Source organism: Vreelandella sp. V005 (assembly GCF_052645115.1).
This window is the reverse complement of sequence record NZ_JBQXYA010000001.1, coordinates 525,283-541,853: the sequence shown is the minus strand read 5'-3', so window position 1 is coordinate 541,853 and position 16,571 is coordinate 525,283. Positions and strand designations below refer to the sequence as shown.

Annotated in this window: 11 protein-coding genes and 1 pseudogene; 9 read left to right on the top strand and 3 right to left on the bottom strand. The window is 56.8% G+C overall.

The features are described 5' to 3' along the window. Nucleotides 1-491 precede the first annotated feature (491 nt). Nucleotides 492-1,052: a manganese efflux pump MntP gene (locus ACUN8H_RS02470; RefSeq protein WP_445530584.1), complete on the bottom strand. Its 561-nt coding sequence runs from the start codon at nt 1,050-1,052 to the stop codon at nt 492-494. A gap of 623 nt (nt 1,053-1,675) precedes the next feature. Between ACUN8H_RS02470 and katG the strand changes: the two genes are divergently transcribed. Beyond that, the gene (gene katG, locus ACUN8H_RS02465) at nt 1,676-3,877 is read left to right on the top strand and encodes a catalase/peroxidase HPI (RefSeq protein ID WP_445530583.1); all 2,202 of its coding nucleotides are present in this window, start codon (nt 1,676-1,678) and stop codon (nt 3,875-3,877) included. A 60-nt stretch (nt 3,878-3,937) separates the two neighbouring features. Here the strand turns inward: katG and ACUN8H_RS02460 are convergent, their stop codons facing one another. Beyond that, nucleotides 3,938-4,897, bottom strand: a complete 960-nt coding sequence (locus tag ACUN8H_RS02460) for an AraC family transcriptional regulator (protein ID WP_445530582.1) — start codon at nt 4,895-4,897, stop codon at nt 3,938-3,940. Between the two features lie 399 nt (nt 4,898-5,296). Here ACUN8H_RS02460 and ACUN8H_RS02455 point away from each other — a divergent pair, with 399 nt between their 5' ends. From ACUN8H_RS02455 to ACUN8H_RS02440, 4 genes are all read left to right on the top strand, one after another. Next, nucleotides 5,297-6,496 (top strand): efflux RND transporter periplasmic adaptor subunit, encoded by a 1,200-nt coding sequence (locus tag ACUN8H_RS02455; RefSeq protein ID WP_445530581.1) that lies wholly within the window; start codon nt 5,297-5,299, stop codon nt 6,494-6,496. A gap of 5 nt (nt 6,497-6,501) precedes the next feature. Further along, on the top strand, nt 6,502-9,711 hold the full coding sequence (locus ACUN8H_RS02450) for an efflux RND transporter permease subunit (RefSeq protein ID WP_445530580.1): 3,210 nt from the start codon (nt 6,502-6,504) through the stop codon (nt 9,709-9,711). Nucleotides 9,712-9,829: 118 nt separating this feature from the next. After that, the gene (locus ACUN8H_RS02445; protein WP_445530579.1) at nt 9,830-10,300 is read left to right on the top strand and encodes a GFA family protein; all 471 of its coding nucleotides are present in this window, start codon (nt 9,830-9,832) and stop codon (nt 10,298-10,300) included. 188 nt (nt 10,301-10,488) lie between these two features. After that, the gene (locus ACUN8H_RS02440) at nt 10,489-10,818 is read left to right on the top strand and encodes a four-helix bundle copper-binding protein (RefSeq protein WP_445530578.1); all 330 of its coding nucleotides are present in this window, start codon (nt 10,489-10,491) and stop codon (nt 10,816-10,818) included. Between the two features lie 135 nt (nt 10,819-10,953). Here the strand turns inward: ACUN8H_RS02440 and ACUN8H_RS02435 are convergent, their stop codons facing one another. Beyond that, the gene (locus ACUN8H_RS02435) at nt 10,954-11,688 is read right to left on the bottom strand and encodes a CDP-alcohol phosphatidyltransferase family protein (RefSeq protein ID WP_445530577.1); all 735 of its coding nucleotides are present in this window, start codon (nt 11,686-11,688) and stop codon (nt 10,954-10,956) included. 501 nt (nt 11,689-12,189) lie between these two features. Here ACUN8H_RS02435 and ACUN8H_RS02430 point away from each other — a divergent pair. The 4 genes and pseudogenes from ACUN8H_RS02430 to ACUN8H_RS02415 form a co-directional block, all read left to right on the top strand. Beyond that, nucleotides 12,190-13,209: a zinc-dependent alcohol dehydrogenase gene (locus tag ACUN8H_RS02430; RefSeq protein ID WP_445530576.1), complete on the top strand. Its 1,020-nt coding sequence runs from the start codon at nt 12,190-12,192 to the stop codon at nt 13,207-13,209. A 34-nt stretch (nt 13,210-13,243) separates the two neighbouring features. Then, on the top strand, nt 13,244-13,642 hold the full coding sequence (locus tag ACUN8H_RS02425; RefSeq protein WP_445530575.1) for a 6-pyruvoyl trahydropterin synthase family protein: 399 nt from the start codon (nt 13,244-13,246) through the stop codon (nt 13,640-13,642). After that, nucleotides 13,639-15,597, top strand: coding sequence for a glycosyltransferase (locus ACUN8H_RS02420; protein WP_445530574.1), 1,959 nt, complete (start codon nt 13,639-13,641; stop codon nt 15,595-15,597). Before ACUN8H_RS02425 ends, ACUN8H_RS02420 begins: the two co-directional genes overlap by 4 nt. Before the next feature lie 4 nt (nt 15,598-15,601). Continuing rightward, a pseudogene (locus ACUN8H_RS02415) lies at nt 15,602-16,480 on the top strand (lysylphosphatidylglycerol synthase transmembrane domain-containing protein); the annotation flags it as partial. Between the last annotated feature and the right edge of the window lie 91 nt (nt 16,481-16,571).

Genomic DNA, 16,571 nt, shown 5'->3' with positions numbered 1-16,571 from the left:
AATTCTTGGCCTCTATGGCCTCGGTGTCCTTCCTCGGCTTTGCCGCACCCATTTCTCTTGCCACTGTTACTACTCAATTATAAATAGCTATCTCACATCAGCTCGCGTTTATCCCGTCATGCAACCCGAATGCCTTTGACGGTGGCGATTTCGATGATTGCGAAGATAACGAGTGAGACCAACGGCCAGATCAGCACATATAGTGCCAATATAAAGTTTTGCATGTGCTTTCCTGTTGTCTGGCTGGTGTGGAGTGGCACACCAGTGGGTAAAGAGATGACGCTAGAGTGATACGCGTCTTAGTCTTGTGATGTGCAAGATCCAGCGTTGGAGACGCCGTGGTAGGGAAACCTGATTGACGCACATAGCGACTGCAACAAAGCGCTGGGAGGATTGATCCGGTTGGCTACCCTACTCTCTAATGTGTGAACATTACAGGTAGTTGCGTTAACGAGTTGGGGGAGTAGAGCGTTTGGTGGGGAGGGTGTTATTCACAAAAACGCGGTATGTTCTGCCAAAACGGCTAAGCCAATCCCGATCAATACAATACCGCCAATCAGCTCCGCCCAGTGGCCGACACACTTGCCGAGTTTGTGGCCCAGAAAGGTGCCTAAGGACGCCATGAGGGTAGTCGCAAGACCAATCGCCAAGCTGGTGGCAATAATATTGGCATTGATAAAGGCAAGGCTGGCGCCCACGGCCATGGCATCAATGCTGGTCGCGGTGGCGGTCAGCATTAATAACCATATGGTTTGTTTGCGCTGTTCAATTGTTTCGTCTTTTTTGAGCCCGGCATACATCATGTGCAGGCCAATAATCGAGAGCAGCGTAAAGGCCACCCAGTGATCCCAGGCCTGCACATACTGCTGCGATGCTTTCCCCGCTACCCAGCCGAGTACCGGGGTAATGGCTTCGATCACCCCAAACACCAAGCCGATCCCGATAGCATGACGAAAGCGCGGTTTTTTCAGCTCGGCCCCTTTGCTGATGGAGGCCGCAAAGGCATCCGCCGACATGGAAAAGGCCAGGAATAGCAGGGAGATAGGCGTCATAAAAGATGCACTCGCTCGCTGAAAAGGTACTGCGCAGAACCCGTCAGAATGGAAGCAAATACCATACTTGCTTTTAATCGTTGGATATTGAATAGCGCTGAATCCTATTCAGTTTTTTGTAAATAAACAAGGCAGAGCTATAAAAATAAAGTTTGTGGTAGTGAACTAATATAGTCTCGGCTAACAATGTGTCTAGTGGCTGATTTAGTTGCTTTTTTAGGAGGCGATCTGTTTTGATTAGTTAATGCGTTAGCTTCTTTAATTATGCCCATTAAAGCTGTGTTAATAGTTTTATTGTTAATGGCTCTATTGTTAATAGTTCTATTGTTGATGGCTTTGTAAGTGATAGCAATTTTGTGAATTAATTTAGGACGTTTCAAAGAGTTAATCAGTGGCATTAAGAATGGCCGCACCGAGAATAATGCTGATCATGGTCAGCTCGCCAGGGCGGCGTCTGAGGCGTATTGGCTCGCATCCCCAACTTGACGGTTTCGGTGTTGAATCCTTCAATATATCTGATGGTTCATGGAATCTTTCAATGGTGTCGCAGGCCTGAGCGGGTTTCGACAACAGTGCTTCGGCACTTGGTGCGACTGTCATGACCAATTTGAGAGGAGAATAACGTGTCTGATCAAAAGCCTACACGCCAGGAGTGGGGCGCACGTACCACGCCACGTTTGCAAGGCAACGAGCACTGGTGGCCCGACCAACTCAACCTTAACGTGCTGCATCAGAAGCACCCGGACGCCAATCCCTTTGGTGAAGGTTTCCGCTACGGCGAGGCGTTTTCAAAGCTTGATGTCAACGAGCTGAGCGCCGATGTCGATGCCCTGATGACCGATTCACAAGCATGGTGGCCTGCCGATTGGGGGCACTATGGGCCGTTCTTTATCCGCATGTCGTGGCACGCGGCGGGCACTTACCGTGCGCTGGATGGTCGCGGCGGCGGTGGCACCGGGGCACAGCGTTTCGCCCCACTCAATAGCTGGCCGGATAACGGCAACCTGGATAAGGCGCGCCGCCTTCTGTGGCCCATCAAACAGAAATATGGTGAAACGCTCTCCTGGGCGGATCTGCTGGTATTTGCTGGCAACCGCGCGCTTGAAACCATGGGCTTTAGAACCTTTGGCTTCGGCTTTGGCCGCGCTGATATTTGGGCGCCCGAGGATGACATCTATTGGGGCCCGGAAACCGAATGGCTCGCCGCTGAAGATGAGCGTTATACCGGTAGTTTCGAAGACGGTAACCGCGTACTCGATAACCCGCTTGCCGCGGTACAAATGGGCCTGATCTACGTCAATCCGGAAGGCCCCAACGGCGTGCCAGACGCGGCCAAATCGGCCATGGACGTTCGCGAAACCTTTGCACGAATGGGCATGAACGACCGCGAGACCGTCGCGCTGACGGTGGGTGGCCATACCTTCGGCAAGATGCACGGCAACGGGCCTGCAGATGCCGTCGGCGGTGCGCCGGAAGAGGCCAAGCTCCACGAAATGGGCGTTGGCTGGGCCAATAAGCACGAAACCGGCCTGGGTGAATACACCATTACCTCAGGGCTCGAAGGTGCCTGGACTCCCACACCGACCAAGTGGGACAACACCTACTTGGAGACGATTTTCTCCCACGAGTGGCAGGTCAAGAAATCCCCGGCTGGCGCTAATCAGTGGGAGCCGGTAGAGGTGAAAGACGGGTTCTGGGTGCCCGATGCCCACGTTGAAGGCAAAAAAAATCCCCCGGTGATGAATGCCGCTGATATGGCGATGATCGTCGACCCGGACTACCTCAAAATATCCAAGGAGTACCGCGAAAACCCAGATGTGCTGGCCGATGAGTTTGCTCGCGCCTGGTACAAGCTGCTTCATCGCGATATGGGGCCACGCGCCCGTTACCTGGGCCCGCAAGTGCCCAACGAGGTACTCGTTTGGCAAGACCCGGTACCGGAGCACGAAGGGCCGCTGGTCAACGACGAACAGATCGCCGCGTTAAAGCAAGCGATTACCGATACCGGGCTAACCGCCAAACAGCTGGTGGGCACTGCTTGGGCATCGGCCTGCACCTATCGCCAGACCGACCATCGCGGGGGCGCCAACGGTGCGCGTATTCGCCTTGAGCCGCAGCTTGGCTGGGACATCAACGTGCGTGCCGGTGTGGCGGACGTGATCGAGCAGTTGAACCGTATCAAAGAGAACGCTGACGCGAATATCTCACTGGCGGACATGATTGTGCTGGCAGGCAGCGTGGGGGTCGAGATGGCCGCAAAAGCTGCGGGGCACGATCTCACCGTACCGTTCACCCCAGGCCGCACCGACGCCTCCCAGGAGATGACCGAGGTCGATACTCACGCCTACCTTGAATCCAGGCACGATGCGTTTCGTAACTATATGCAGGCGCAGTCGACGTCCATTCCCGCCGAGCACCTGATGGTCGATCGTGCGTTTATGCTAAACCTCAGCGCGCCCCAGATGACGGCGCTACTGGGCGGCATGCGGGCCATCGGTGCCAACGCCGATGACAACAACCGCGACGGCATTCTTACCGCACGCCCAGGCCAACTGACGAATGACTTTTTCGTCAACCTCATCGATATGAGCACGGTTTGGGAGCCGATGGATGAGAGCGAGGAGCGCTTCGTGGGGCGCGATCGTGCGTCTGGGGAGACCAAGTGGACCGCCTCGCGGGTGGATCTCGTTTACGGCTCGAATTCGCAGCTGCGTGCGATTGCCGAGGAGTTCGCAGCGAACGGCGGCGAACGCCATATGATCGACAAGTTCGTCTCTGGATGGGTCAAAGTCATGGAGAACGACAGGTTCGACCTGCACCGCTGACCACTACCGCTGAACTGAACTGCTGCCCCCACCGCGAAGGCGTAACGAGCAGCCGATTGACTAGGCGGTTTCAATGGCCAACGTGACGCCCCGCAGCTGGCTGACATCTGCCCGCGGCGGGGCGCCGAACATGCGGCTATATTCACGGCTGAAGTGAGAAGGGCTTTCATAACCTACCCGGTAACTGGCGGTAGCAGCCTCCAGCCCTTCGGCCAGCATTAGCCGCCGGGCTTCGTGCAGCCGAAGCTTTTTCTGATACTGCAGGGGCGACATGCGGGTGACTTGGCGAAAGTTGTGATAAAGCGTCGATTCGCTCATGTTGACCGCTGCGGCCAGCTCACGAATCTTAAGGGGTTGAGCGTATTGCTCTTTTAGAGCGTAGATAACCTGCGCAATTCGATTGGCCTGGGAGTCCGAGGCGGCAAAGCGGCGCATATGCGGCCCCATGGCGCCCATTAATGCCCGATAAATCAACTCCCGTCGGGCCAGCGGCGAAAGCACCTTAATATCTTCTGGGGAGTCGAGCAGGCTCAATAACCGATAGAGCGCGCCCTGCATCCGTTCATCCATGGGGGCCGATTTCAAGCCGCAGTCCATCTCCGGGCAGATAGCATCACTCCCCGCCGCGGGTGCTCTATCATCCAGCTCCAATATCAGTCCGGCTACTTCCTGAGGATTCACCGAAACCTTTACCGCCAGGTAGGGTTTTTCCGGCGTTGCGTGGTCAACCCTGCCGACCACCGGTAAGTGAACGGCGCTCGCCATGTAGCTGGGGCCGGTGTAGACGATCTCCTTGTCACCCAGTAGCACGGTCTTACTGCCTTGAATGACAAAGCACAGGCAGGGTTCATAGACGGCGCAGTGGAAACTGGTGGGGGCGTCAGCGCGCACCAGTTGAACCTCAGCAATCGCCGTATCCTGAAGTGCTTCCAGGGGCGACCAGCGGCGGACGACTTGGGTCAATTGCTGCGGCAGGCTGTCGCTGAAATGGGCGATCTGCTCAGGTGCGATAACGGTCACGGGCTCTCCTCCTTAACAGTTCGCAGTATAGGCCTTCGCTTGAGGAATCGAAGGCTTTTCGGTTGGTTTTGCAGAATCAGGCAAGCACACCGTAGAAACCGACAATACGCCCAGGAGTGTTATCACACTGTCATCGTTTGTATGCACCGAAATAGGTCGCCATCTCGACTTTTTTGCCGTGGTAATGCCTTCATACGCCGCGACAGGATTAGGCAATCTTACCGTAGGAACCTGATACCTCACACGTTCTCTCTTCACTTATGTTAGCTGATATCCGGTCGGTGCTTGGTCTCTGGTCGAATTTTGTGCTGCTAAATCGACTACATAACTACCAACGCGATATCCATCACCATAACGAACGCTGCTATCGAATGTCGGTAGCCAGGGGAGCAAGTCATCATGGGAAGTTTGTCTCAAAGAACTCGCTTTGCCAGCAGCCGAGCGGTGATCCCGTTACTGCTGGTAACGGCCTTATTGGCAGGCTGCGAGGCCAAGAGCGAGGAAGCGGCAGCGCCTGCGGCACCGCCGCCGGAAGTCGACGTCGCCGAAGTCGTTGCTCAACCGGTGGTGCTGAGTGAGTCGTTCACCGGCCGGGTGGAAGCCGCTTCAACGGTAGAACTAAGAGCCCGGGTGAGCGGCTATATTCAGGAAGTCGCCTTTGAAGAGGGCGAGTTGGTAGCGGAGGGTGATCTGCTGTTCCAAATTGACCAGCGGCCTTATCTGGCGCGCGTAAGCGCCGCCCAGGCGGATCTTGCTCAGGCCAGAAGCCAGTTGGCTCAGGCGGGTAGCGAAGCCGAGCGTGCCCGTGCGTTGCTGGGGCGTCAGGCGATTTCTCAGGAGGTGCATGACCAGCGTCAAGCGGCCCTGAACAATACGCGCGCCATGGTGGATGCCGCACAAGCCGCGTTAGATACCGCCGAACTAGATCTGGAATACACGCGCATTACGGCACCGTTCAGTGGCCGCGCTGGCCGGGCCATGGTGACCCGCGGCAACCTGGCCAACGCCGATCAGAGCCTGTTGACCACGCTGGTGAGCATCGACCCTGTACATGTCTATTTCGAGGCAGACGAACAGGCCGCGTTTGCCAGCCAAACACTGCTGGTGGGAGATGCGCCAAACAATCTCAATATTGAGCTGGGCGGCGATCCGCAGCGCCAGTATGTAGGCGCGCTGGACTTTATCGACAATCGCTTAAACCCCAATACGGGCACCCTACAATTCAGGGCAGTGCTGGCGAACCCGGAAGGCCGCATTCGGCCAGGAGAGTTTGCCCGGGTCGAAATGCCGGTCGCGCGACTAGCGCAAGCATTGCTGGTGGATCGTAAGGCAGTGTTGACCAATCAGGATCGCCGCTACGTCTATGTCGTTGATGAGAACAACTTAGCCGAGCGGCGCCAGGTAACGACAGGACGCCAAGTGGCAGAACAGACGGTTATCACAGAAGGGCTCAGCGCTGGCGATCGCGTGATCGTCAACGGTGTGCAGAAAGTGTTCTTCCCCGGCATGGAAGTGAGCCCGCAAAGCGTAGCGGCTGCTCCGGCGGCTGATGACCCTATTTCCGACGACCAACCCACCATTGCTGCCAGAGAAGACTAACCGCCATGAATTTCTCTCGTTTCTTCGTGGACCGACCGATTTTTGCGGCGGTACTGTCGATCATTATTCTGGCGGTGGGGCTGATCTCCATTCCCAATCTGCCGATTAGCGAATACCCAGACGTAGTGCCGCCCTCCGTGGTGGTTCGCACGGTCTACCCCGGCGCCAACCCCAAGGAGATCGCCGAGACAGTCGCCACGCCACTTGAAGAAGCCATCAACGGCGTTGAGGACATGATGTACCTCAAGTCCGTCGCGGGCTCCGATGGCGTGCTGCAAATGACCGTCACCTTCCGCCCAGGCACCGATGCCGAGCAGGCCGCAGTACGGGTGCAGAACCGCGTCAGCCAAGCTGAGGCGCGGCTGCCGGAAGCCGTGCGCCGCCAAGGCGTCACCACCCAGAAACAGTCGCCGACGTTTCTGATGGTCGTTCACCTGACCTCTCCCAGTGGGGAGTACGACACCCTCTACCTACGTAATTATGTGCGGCTGAATGTTCGTGACCGCTTGGCCCGACTCGAAGGGATCGGTGATGCGCAGATATTTGGCGGCGGGGATTACGCCATGCGTGCGTGGCTGGATCCCGACCGTATAGCCGCCCGTGGTTTGACGGCCAGCGATGTGGTGGGCGCCATGCGCGAACAGAACGTACAGGTCTCCGCCGGGCAGTTGGGGGCCGAACCCATCGAGGAGAGTGACTTCCTAACGTTGATCAATGCCCGTGGGCGGCTGGAAACGGTGGAGGAGTTTGGCGACATCGTTCTCAAGCGCGGTGACAGCGGTGAAATCCTCAGGCTTTCCGATGTGGCACGACTGGAAATGGGGGCAGGGGACTATACGCTGCGCTCGCAGCTAGATAGCAATAACGCGGTGGGTGTGGGAATCTTCCAGGCACCAGGGGCCAATGCGCTGGAGATTCGTGAGCAGGTCATCGCTACCATGGACGAGTTGTCCGAGCAGTTCCCGGAGGGCGTGGAATACGAAGCTGTCTACGACACCACCATCTTCGTCAATGACTCCATCAAGTCAGTGATAGCCACCCTGCTGGAAGCCGTGCTGCTGGTGGTGCTGGTCGTCACGCTGTTCCTGCAGACCTGGCGTGCTTCTATTATTCCATTGCTTGCGGTACCGGTTTCGGTGATCGGCACTTTTGGCGCGCTCTACTTGCTGGGTTACTCCATTAACACGCTAACCCTGTTTGGTCTGGTGCTGGCCATCGGTATCGTGGTGGATGACGCCATCGTGGTGGTGGAAAACGTGGAGCGTAATATTGAGGAGGGCTTAAAGCCCCAGGCGGCCGCTCACCAAGCCATGCGGGAAGTCTCTGGCCCTATTATCGCTGTAGGCCTAGTGCTGTGTGCGGTGTTTATTCCCATGGCCTTCCTGTCGGGGGTGACCGGCCAATTCTATAGCCAGTTCGCGGTAACGATTGCCATCTCCACGGTGATCTCCACCATCAACTCGCTGACCCTGTCGCCCGCGCTGGCGGCGATGCTGCTTAAGCCTCATAACGCACCCAAAGATCGCCTCACCCGTGTGATTGATGCGCTGTTCGGCTGGATTTTCCGTCCCTTCAACCGCTTCTTCAACGCCAGCTCGAACAAATACCAGGGCGGCGTGGCCCGCTCCCTCAAGCATCGGGGTGCGGTATTTGTGGTCTACGCGCTGCTGTTGGTGGGTACTGGTGTGATGTTCAAGGCGGTACCGCCTGGCTTTATTCCAGTGCAGGACAAGCTCTACCTGATTGCGGGCGTCATTCTGCCGGAAGGCGCTTCTCTGGAGCGAACCGACCAGATGCTCCAGGACGTAGTGGATATCGCCATGGAGACTGAAGGGGTGGAGCACGCCATTGCGTTTCCCGGCTTGAACGCGCTGCAGTTCACTAATACCTCCAATACCGGGGTGGCGTTTCTAACGCTCAGTGCCTTCGGCGAGCGTACCCTTAGCGCCGCGGACATTAATGCTCACATCAATCAGGGCATTGGCGGCCTGAAAGAAGGCTTCGCGTTCTCTTTCATGCCGCCGCCGATTCTGGGGTTGGGTAATGGCTCAGGGTTTCAGCTGTTTATCGAAGATCGCGGTAATCTTGGTTATGGGGCGCTGCAGGAGGCAGTTAACCAACTCCAGGGTGCGATTGCGCAAACGCCGGGCATGGGTTTTCCGATTAGCAGCTATCAATCCAACGTGCCCCAACTGGATGCAGAAGTCGATCGGCTGAGAGCCAAAGCCCAAGGCGTGCCATTAACTGAGCTGTTTGACACCTTGCAAACTTACCTTGGCTCGACTTACGTGAATGACTTCAACCGGTTTGGCCGCACCTGGCAGGTAATCGCCCAGGCGGATGCCCCTTATCGGACCAGCGTGGAAGACATCGCCCGGCTGCGCACCCGTAACGACCAGGGGGAAATGGTGTCCATCGGTACGATGGTGGATATCCGGCAAACCTTTGGGCCGGACCCGGTGTTGCGCTACAACGGCTACACGGCGGCGGACCTAGCGGGCGAATTTGACCCTCGCGTGCTCTCTTCCGCCGAGGCGATGGATACCATCAACGCTCTCGCGGAACAGATACTTCCTCCGGGCATGGCGCTGGAGTGGACCGACCTGAGCTATCAGCAATCCACCCAGGGTAACGCGGCGCTGGTGGTCTTTCCTTTGTCGATCCTGCTGGTGTTTTTGGTGCTGGCGGCGCTTTACGAGAGTTGGACGTTACCGCTGGCGGTGATTTTGATCGTGCCCATGTCGATGCTCGCGGCGCTGATCGGCGTCTGGTTTGGCGGTGGTGACAACAATATCTTCGTGCAGGTAGGGCTGGTGGTGCTGATTGGCCTGGCGTGCAAGAACGCGATCCTGATCGTGGAATTCGCCCGCGAGTTGGAACTGCAGGGCATGAGCGTAGTGGACGCGGCTCTTGAAGCCTGCCGGTTGCGATTGCGCCCGATCATCATGACCTCAATTGCCTTCACCGCGGCGGTGCTGCCTTCGGTGATTGCCACCGGCGCCGGTGCCGAGGTGCGGGCGGCGCTGGGTACCGCGGTGTTCGCGGGTATGATCGGCGTTACTCTATTTGGTTTGTTCCTCACGCCAGTGTTCTACGTGGCGCTGCGCAAGCTGGCGGGGCCTTTGACTGCGCAACACTCCTCGACCCTTAGCAGCGACGACGATACTCATCATAGGGAACTACCCGCCCAGGGAGAGTCTGGCTTGTCTCGATAGGCAGTCGCTAACGTGAGTAATTGGTTGAATGGGGGTGGCCTGCCGCGCAGAAAAATGCGGGCATTACGCTGGTTTGACTTATAGTGAAAGAGTATTCAAGTAAGCCATGGAGGCAACTATGCTGCTCGAAGGCTCATGCCACTGCCAGGCAGTGACGTTCAGTGTGTCGTCACACCACCCTTATCCTTTCAACCGCTGTTACTGCTCCATTTGCCGTAAAACGGCCGGCGGTGGCGGTTACGCTATCAACCTGAGTGGCGACAATAAGACACTAAAGGTAAAAGGCGAAGAGCATATCACCGTCTATCGTGCGCTTATCAAAGGGGAGCGAAGCACAGGCGAACGGCATTTTTGTAAGCACTGCGCCTCATCACTATGGGTGTATGACCCTGATTGGCCCGAGCTAGTGCACCCTTTCGCTTCCGCTATCGATACCGACTTACCTACACCACCCAAGCGGACGCATATGATGCTGGGAAGCCGGGCGGATTGGGTGGAAATCAATGCGCAGTTCCAAGATAAATGCTTCGATGAATACCCAGACGAGAGCCTTGCCGAGTGGCACCAGCGCCTAGGTTTGGAGCGCTAAATCACCGTAAGGCCGCTTGCTTCGCTTGTGCTGGAGGCGGTCTGTTCTAAGCTTTTAAACGAGAAACCCAGCAATGTTGCTTACTGGGTATCAGCTGACGGTTTGTAAAAGATAGCTGGTCATAGATGCCTGGAATAAATGGCCAATGGCAAGCCGCGTTCTCGTTTGATGACAAGGAGAGTAGAAAGATGGAATTTGAAAAATATAAATCGTGTATAGAAGCCTGTAACGTCTGCGCCGTTTATTGCGATGCTTGCGCGACGGCTTGTTTGCAAGAAGACGATGTGAAAATGATGGCCGAGTGTATTCGGTTGGATCGTCAATGCGCGGAAATTTGCCGTTTGGCGGCCTCTTTTATGGCGCAGGGCAGTGAATACGCCAAGGATATCTGCCGTCTATGCGCTGATATTTGCAAAGCCTGCGGTGATGAGTGTGCCAAGCACAAGGCCGAGCACTGCCAAGAATGCGCCAAAGCGTGTCACCACTGCGCCAATGAGTGTGCTGCCATGGCTGCCTAAGACCGTGTAACGCTAATGAATCAAATAAAGCCAGCTCTCCTCTGCCGTTCTTACGGGGAGAAAGCTGGCTTTTTCGTTAGTAGAGTTAAACAACAAAGAGGTAATCGGCGCATGGTGGGTACTAGCATTGGGTCATTATCCCCGCGGGTAATTGCGCTGTTGGTATAACCATTTCACATCGGCGCCAAACGAATACATCAGTGAGATCAACGCGCTAATGGCAAGCAAGCTAGCGGCCAGATGAGAGGTTAGCGGCGTTAATGCGAGCAGCAGTGCTACTACCTGCCAGACACACACCGCCTTGCGACGAAAGCTCTCATAGAGTGGTTCAGAAAGCCATGCGAACTGCCAGCTTGCAGCTACGAACAGGTAGCGCATCCCACCGATCATTAGCACCCAAAGACCCAGCGACTCCAACCGCAACAAACCCGCGCATAGCAGTAGTATCAGCAGGGCATCCAGCTCCATATCAAAGCGTGCCCCGAACTGCGAGTGGCTTTGGGTTCGTCGGGCTACCCAGCCGTCGACGCCATCCAACAATAAGGCGATCACCGCAATGGCCAACCACTGCCAAATAGCCGTTACAAAGGCATTGTTAGCGAGCGCACCTGCCACTAGCGCCACTAACACTGCCCGGGCCAAGGTTACTCGGTTTGCCCAGCCCAGCGAGCCGTGGGGCCAAAAGAGCATGGCTAAAATCGATATCAGCGTGTACAAGCCCAAGGCTAACCAGCCATTGGCTGGTGTGGTCATTAATTGAGGTAATCCTATTCCCAGCGCTAATAATAGCAATCCACCAACGACTAGCTCTGCAGCCGTATTGAGTCGTTTTGGAAGCATGTAGGAAGAGGTGTTTGTAAAAAGCGGCATGGTAGCTCACGAAGCGGCGTCGCTGTCCGCAGTTAAAATAAATGATGCAATAATTTTTATGTGTACCATTCTTGTAGAAGTAGGTAGGGTGATAGATCAATATAGAACATAAACGCCGAGGACGAGATCCTAGGCTTTGTACGAAAACTGCCTGCGCTCGGTCATGCTGCGTTAAAAAACGGCTCAAAATGCTCATTTACACCCCGTAAACTCCGCTTTTTCGCCGTTTTTTGCCTTGCCTGACCTTCGCTCGACGACTTTTCGTACAATGCCTAAGTATCAAGTGTTTAAAATTGTTAATCGAATAATTTCTTCTCAACCGCTACGCTAAAGATGGTGAGCCACTCATGACTGTTCTGCATATGCCCATAACGTATGTGACAGTACCAAGTCACATTAAGTGCAATGCATTGTTAATTTGCAGCGCTTTGGCCCCACGCTACTTTCAACGGACTGAGAAAGAGCTCGATGGTGTTGAGCTCGTAATGAAAAGGAACGCTCATGTCGGTGCCTGACGATATTGGCAATAATCGCTATGCTGGCCAAAAAGGCCACGCCACCGCTTTTTGGGTAGTAGGCCCAGCCGAGGGTGAGCTGCGGCGTGAACCGCTGGCTAGGCCCGTCCCAGGGGAAGTGCGCGTACATACCTTGTACAGCAGTATCAGCCGCGGTACTGAATCCCTGGTGTTTAACGCTCGTGTGCCTGAAAGCGAGTTTTTGCGCATGCGCGCGCCCTTTCAGTCGGGTGAGTTCCCCAGCCCCGTTAAATATGGCTACTGCAGCGTGGGTCGTGTTGAGCAAGGGCCGGAAATTCTCCTGGATAAAACGGTTTTTTGCCTGTTTCCCCACCAAGACCACTACAACGTGCCTTCATCGGCCGTGCTTGAAGTGCCTGCTAACGTGCCCGCTAAACGCGCCGTGCTGGCCGCCAACATGGAAACTGCCTTGAACGGCGTGTGGGATGCCGAACCCATGCTGGGCGAGCGGATCTGCGTGCTGGGGGCCGGTGTCGTCGGAGCGCTTGTCGCGTACCTGTGTAATCAGGTGCCCGGCACTGAAGTGACATTGGTCGATATCAATCCCGAACGCCACCAATTAGCCAAGCAGCTAGGGGTTGTCTTCGCCACGCCTGAGCAAGTGCCGCAAGATCAGGATTGCGTGATTCATGCCAGTGGCCATTCGGCTGGCTTACGCCAAGCTCTTGAGTTAGTTGGCAGTGAAGGGCGCATTATTGAAATGAGTTGGTTTGGCGAGGGAGATGTCTCGATTCCTTTGGGCGGCGCTTTTCACTCTCAACGGTTGACGCTAAAAGCCAGCCAGGTAGGTCAACTGCCACCAAAGCTGCGCCCCCGTTGGGACTATCAGCGCCGCCTCGGGCTTGCGTTGAGCCTGCTGGCCGATGATCGGCTGGATGCGCTTATCAGCGGTGAAAGTGACTTTGAACAATTGCCGATGCTGGCTAACGCGCTGTTTGGGCGCGGCAGTGCCGAGCTCTGTCATCGGTTGCGCTATTCCCAGTAACCGACCGTTTTATAAAAGTTAATCAGGAGTTTTTATGTTTCGTTTATGTGTTCGTGACCATTTCATGATTGCCCATAGCTTTAACGGCGAGATTTTTGGCCCCGCCCAGCGCACCCACGGGGCCACTTATGTGGTGGACGTGGTTTTTCAGCGCCCTGCGCTGGATGAAGATGGCTTGGTGATCGATATTGGCCTTGCCAGCGAAACGGTGAAAGAAGTGTTGGCTGGCTACAATTTTCAAAACCTGGATGAGGTCAGCGAGTTCAAGGGCAAAAACACCACCACCGAATTTATGGCCAAGGTGATTTTCGACCAGCTAGCCAAAGCGATCGGTGAGGGCAAAATGGGCACCACTGCGCAGGGCCTTACGCATATGGAGGTCAAGCTGCATGAGTCCCATGTGGCCTGGGCCAGCTACGAAGGCGCGCTATGAACCGGCGTTTTACCCTGATGGTGGCCGGTGACCCTGCTCAGCGCACCGGCGGCTATATTTATGATGCCCGTATTGTGGCAACCCTGCGTGATCAGGGGTGGGACATTGATGTGGTCGGCCTGGCAGGTACGTTTCCCGATGCGGACGATGAAGCAGCCACTGCCCTTAATCAGGCTTTAACGTCGATGCCCGATCATTCTTCAGTGGTTATCGATGGCTTGGCCATGGGTGCACTGCCTAAGGTGGTCGCCGAGCATGCCAAGCGTCTGGATATCACCGCGTTGCTGCACCACCCGTTGGGCGATGAGCTGGGTCTTGATGATGCCGATCAGCAGCGTTTTCATCGCCTCGAATTATCCGCGCTGGCGTCGGTGGCGCGCATCATCGTCACCAGCCATTTCACCGCCCGGCGTTTGCCTGAGCTTGCCGCCCACTACGCCATGCCACTCGATGCGAGTGTCACCGTGGTAGAGCCAGGCGTGGCCCAGGCACCGATTAGCCCAGCAGCGGAGCCCAGTGAAACGCTGCGCCTGCTGTGTGTCGCAACGCTAACGCCGCGCAAAGGACAGGACATTCTGGTGCAAGCGTTGACAGGTGTACCCGGTGATCACTGGCAATGCGACTGCTATGGCGGTGCCAGAGATTCAGCGTTCACCCAGCGCGTACAACAGCTTATCGACCAAAACGGCTTGCAGGGCAGCGTGCTGCTTCACGGCGAATGCGATAGCGAAACGCTAGAAGCGGCTTACCAAACTGCCCACGCGCTGGTGCTGCCTTCCTGGTACGAAGGCTATGGCATGGTGATTACCGAAGCGTTGGCGCATGGGCTGCCGGTGATTACCACGACGGGTGGCGCACTGCGCGATACCTTGCCGGAAGGGGCGGGGTTAAGCGTTGCCCCCGGCGACGTTGACGCGCTTCAAGACGCCCTGAGCCGCTTTTGCAATGACGCCGAGCTGCGCCAACAGCTCCGCCATGGCGCCGCCCAGGCCTGCGAACAGTTAAGCGACTGGCAGACAGCGGGCGAGGCTTTTGCGGCGGCGCTATTAGCGCCGAACAGCGCCGGTGATGATTTGCCAAGCCTGCACGCGGGCAGCCAGTTCGAAGCCGATTGGCTGACGCTGCGCGAGTCGGCTGATTTTGCCGCCCGCAGCCAGCGCCTTGCCCGGTTTGCTGCCGAGTGGCTGGGCGCGCTCAGCCCAACGCCGCAGATAGTGGACCTTGGCTGTGGCCGCGGGAGCAATATGCGCTTTTTGGCCCCCCTCATGAGCGGCCATCAGCGCTGGGCGCTTGTAGATCACGACGCCATTTTGTTAGCTCAAGCGCGCCAGCGTGCCGCCGGATTAGGGGGTATTGATGGGCACCCCGTGGCCGTTGAAACGCACTGTGTTTCACTGGAAACACTCGATCAGGTGCCGCTTGGCGATGCGCAACTGGTCACTGCATCGGCACTGCTTGATTTAGTCTCTCAGCAGTGGATTGACGCCTTTGTGGATCGCTGTGCGACGCAGCACCAGGCGCTACTGATAGCGTTAAGCGTGACCGGAGAGTGGCACTTTATAGACCCGCAGGGCGAGCCGGTCCTGGATGACGAAGATCACTGGCTGTTGGCCATGTTCATTGCTCACCAGCAGCGCAATAAAGGTTTGGGCGATGCGTTGGGGGGGCAAGCTCAGGAGGCGTTAGCCACTGCCCTTGAGAAGGCCGATTACCGTATCGAGCAGGAAGATACTCCCTGGCAACTCGCGGCTGGTGACCACGAACAGCAGCCTCTGATGACGGCGCTGCTGGAAGGTTGGGCCGAGGCTGCCACCGAGCAAGCCCCAGAGGCCGCCGCACGTATTGCCAACTGGCTGGCGCGGCGTCAGCAGTCGGTAACCAATGGCGAACTGGGTGTGTGGGTAGGCCATCGTGACCTGTTTGCCATGCCGCCCACGCCCCAGGGTGGGGCCTAAGCCGATGGGGTTTGATAGAGGGCTATTTAGCCGGCTGCACGCTGGTTTACAGAAGCTGAACTTGAATAGCTCTTGGCTACGGCGTGGGATCGTGAGTGCGATTTTGCTGGGTGCGGTGGCGCTATGGATAGAGCCTCAGGCCATTATGGCGGAGGTGCAGCGCTTTTCTGCGGGGTGGTTGGTGCTGGCGTTAGTCATCAGCACACTACAGATCATGCTGTGTGCCTGGCGTTGGCAATTTACCGCTGGGCTTATCGATGTACCGCTACGCTTTGCTTATGCCCTGCGGGAGTATTATTTAGCGCTGCTGGTCAATCAACTACTGCCCGGTGGGGTCTTAGGTGATGCCGGGCGAGCGCACCGCCACGCGACCCAGGCGCAGTCACGCGGGCGTGCCTGGCGCGCGGTAATCATCGAACGTGCCTCGGGGCAGTTGGCGGTAGCCGTGCTCACCCTGATAGCTCTGTTTTTTTCGCCGCTTTGGCATGCCGCCTTGGGGGAAACTGTGCTCACCGCGCTGGGCGCAAGCGTGGTGGCTTTGTTAGCGGTGGTCATGGTGGGCGGCCTGTGGTTGCGCCACCGTGTGGGCCAGTGGGTAGCAAAGCTGCCCCACTGGTGTCATGCCTTGGCGGGTGATGTGAAGCGCGGTTTATTGCGACGTAACGTATGGCTGCGGCAACTGCTGTCGTCGCTGCTGATTGTGCTGAGCTACGGCTTGGTGATGTTGTGCGCAGCGCGGGCAATCGGCGTTGCGCTACCGGCGCTGCAGGTGCTGGCGCTGGCACCGGTGCTGTTACTGGCGATGCTGATTCCTTTTTCGGTGGCCGGATGGGGCTTGCGGGAAGGCGCTGCGGCGGGTGTCTGGGCGCTGGTTGGCCTACCGCCTGCCCAAGGCGTGGCGGTTTCGTTGGCCTACGGTTTACTGGTGCTGCTGGCAAGCCTGCCGGGGATCTGGGTGGCGTTGAGCCGTCGCG

What these genes read in the sequence shown, in the direction of transcription:
- ACUN8H_RS02470 (WP_445530584.1), bottom strand. Translation starts at nt 1,052, where the DNA reads ATGACGCCTATCTCCCTGCTATTCCTGGCCTTTTCCATGTCGGCGGAT.
- ACUN8H_RS02455 (WP_445530581.1), top strand. Translation starts at nt 5,297, where the DNA reads ATGGGAAGTTTGTCTCAAAGAACTCGCTTTGCCAGCAGCCGAGCGGTG.
- ACUN8H_RS02450 (WP_445530580.1), top strand. Translation starts at nt 6,502, where the DNA reads ATGAATTTCTCTCGTTTCTTCGTGGACCGACCGATTTTTGCGGCGGTA.
- ACUN8H_RS02445 (WP_445530579.1), top strand. Translation starts at nt 9,830, where the DNA reads ATGCTGCTCGAAGGCTCATGCCACTGCCAGGCAGTGACGTTCAGTGTG.
- ACUN8H_RS02440 (WP_445530578.1), top strand. Translation starts at nt 10,489, where the DNA reads ATGGAATTTGAAAAATATAAATCGTGTATAGAAGCCTGTAACGTCTGC.
- ACUN8H_RS02435 (WP_445530577.1), bottom strand. Translation starts at nt 11,688, where the DNA reads ATGCCGCTTTTTACAAACACCTCTTCCTACATGCTTCCAAAACGACTC.
- ACUN8H_RS02430 (WP_445530576.1), top strand. Translation starts at nt 12,190, where the DNA reads ATGTCGGTGCCTGACGATATTGGCAATAATCGCTATGCTGGCCAAAAA.
- ACUN8H_RS02425 (WP_445530575.1), top strand. Translation starts at nt 13,244, where the DNA reads ATGTTTCGTTTATGTGTTCGTGACCATTTCATGATTGCCCATAGCTTT.
- ACUN8H_RS02420 (WP_445530574.1), top strand. Translation starts at nt 13,639, where the DNA reads ATGAACCGGCGTTTTACCCTGATGGTGGCCGGTGACCCTGCTCAGCGC.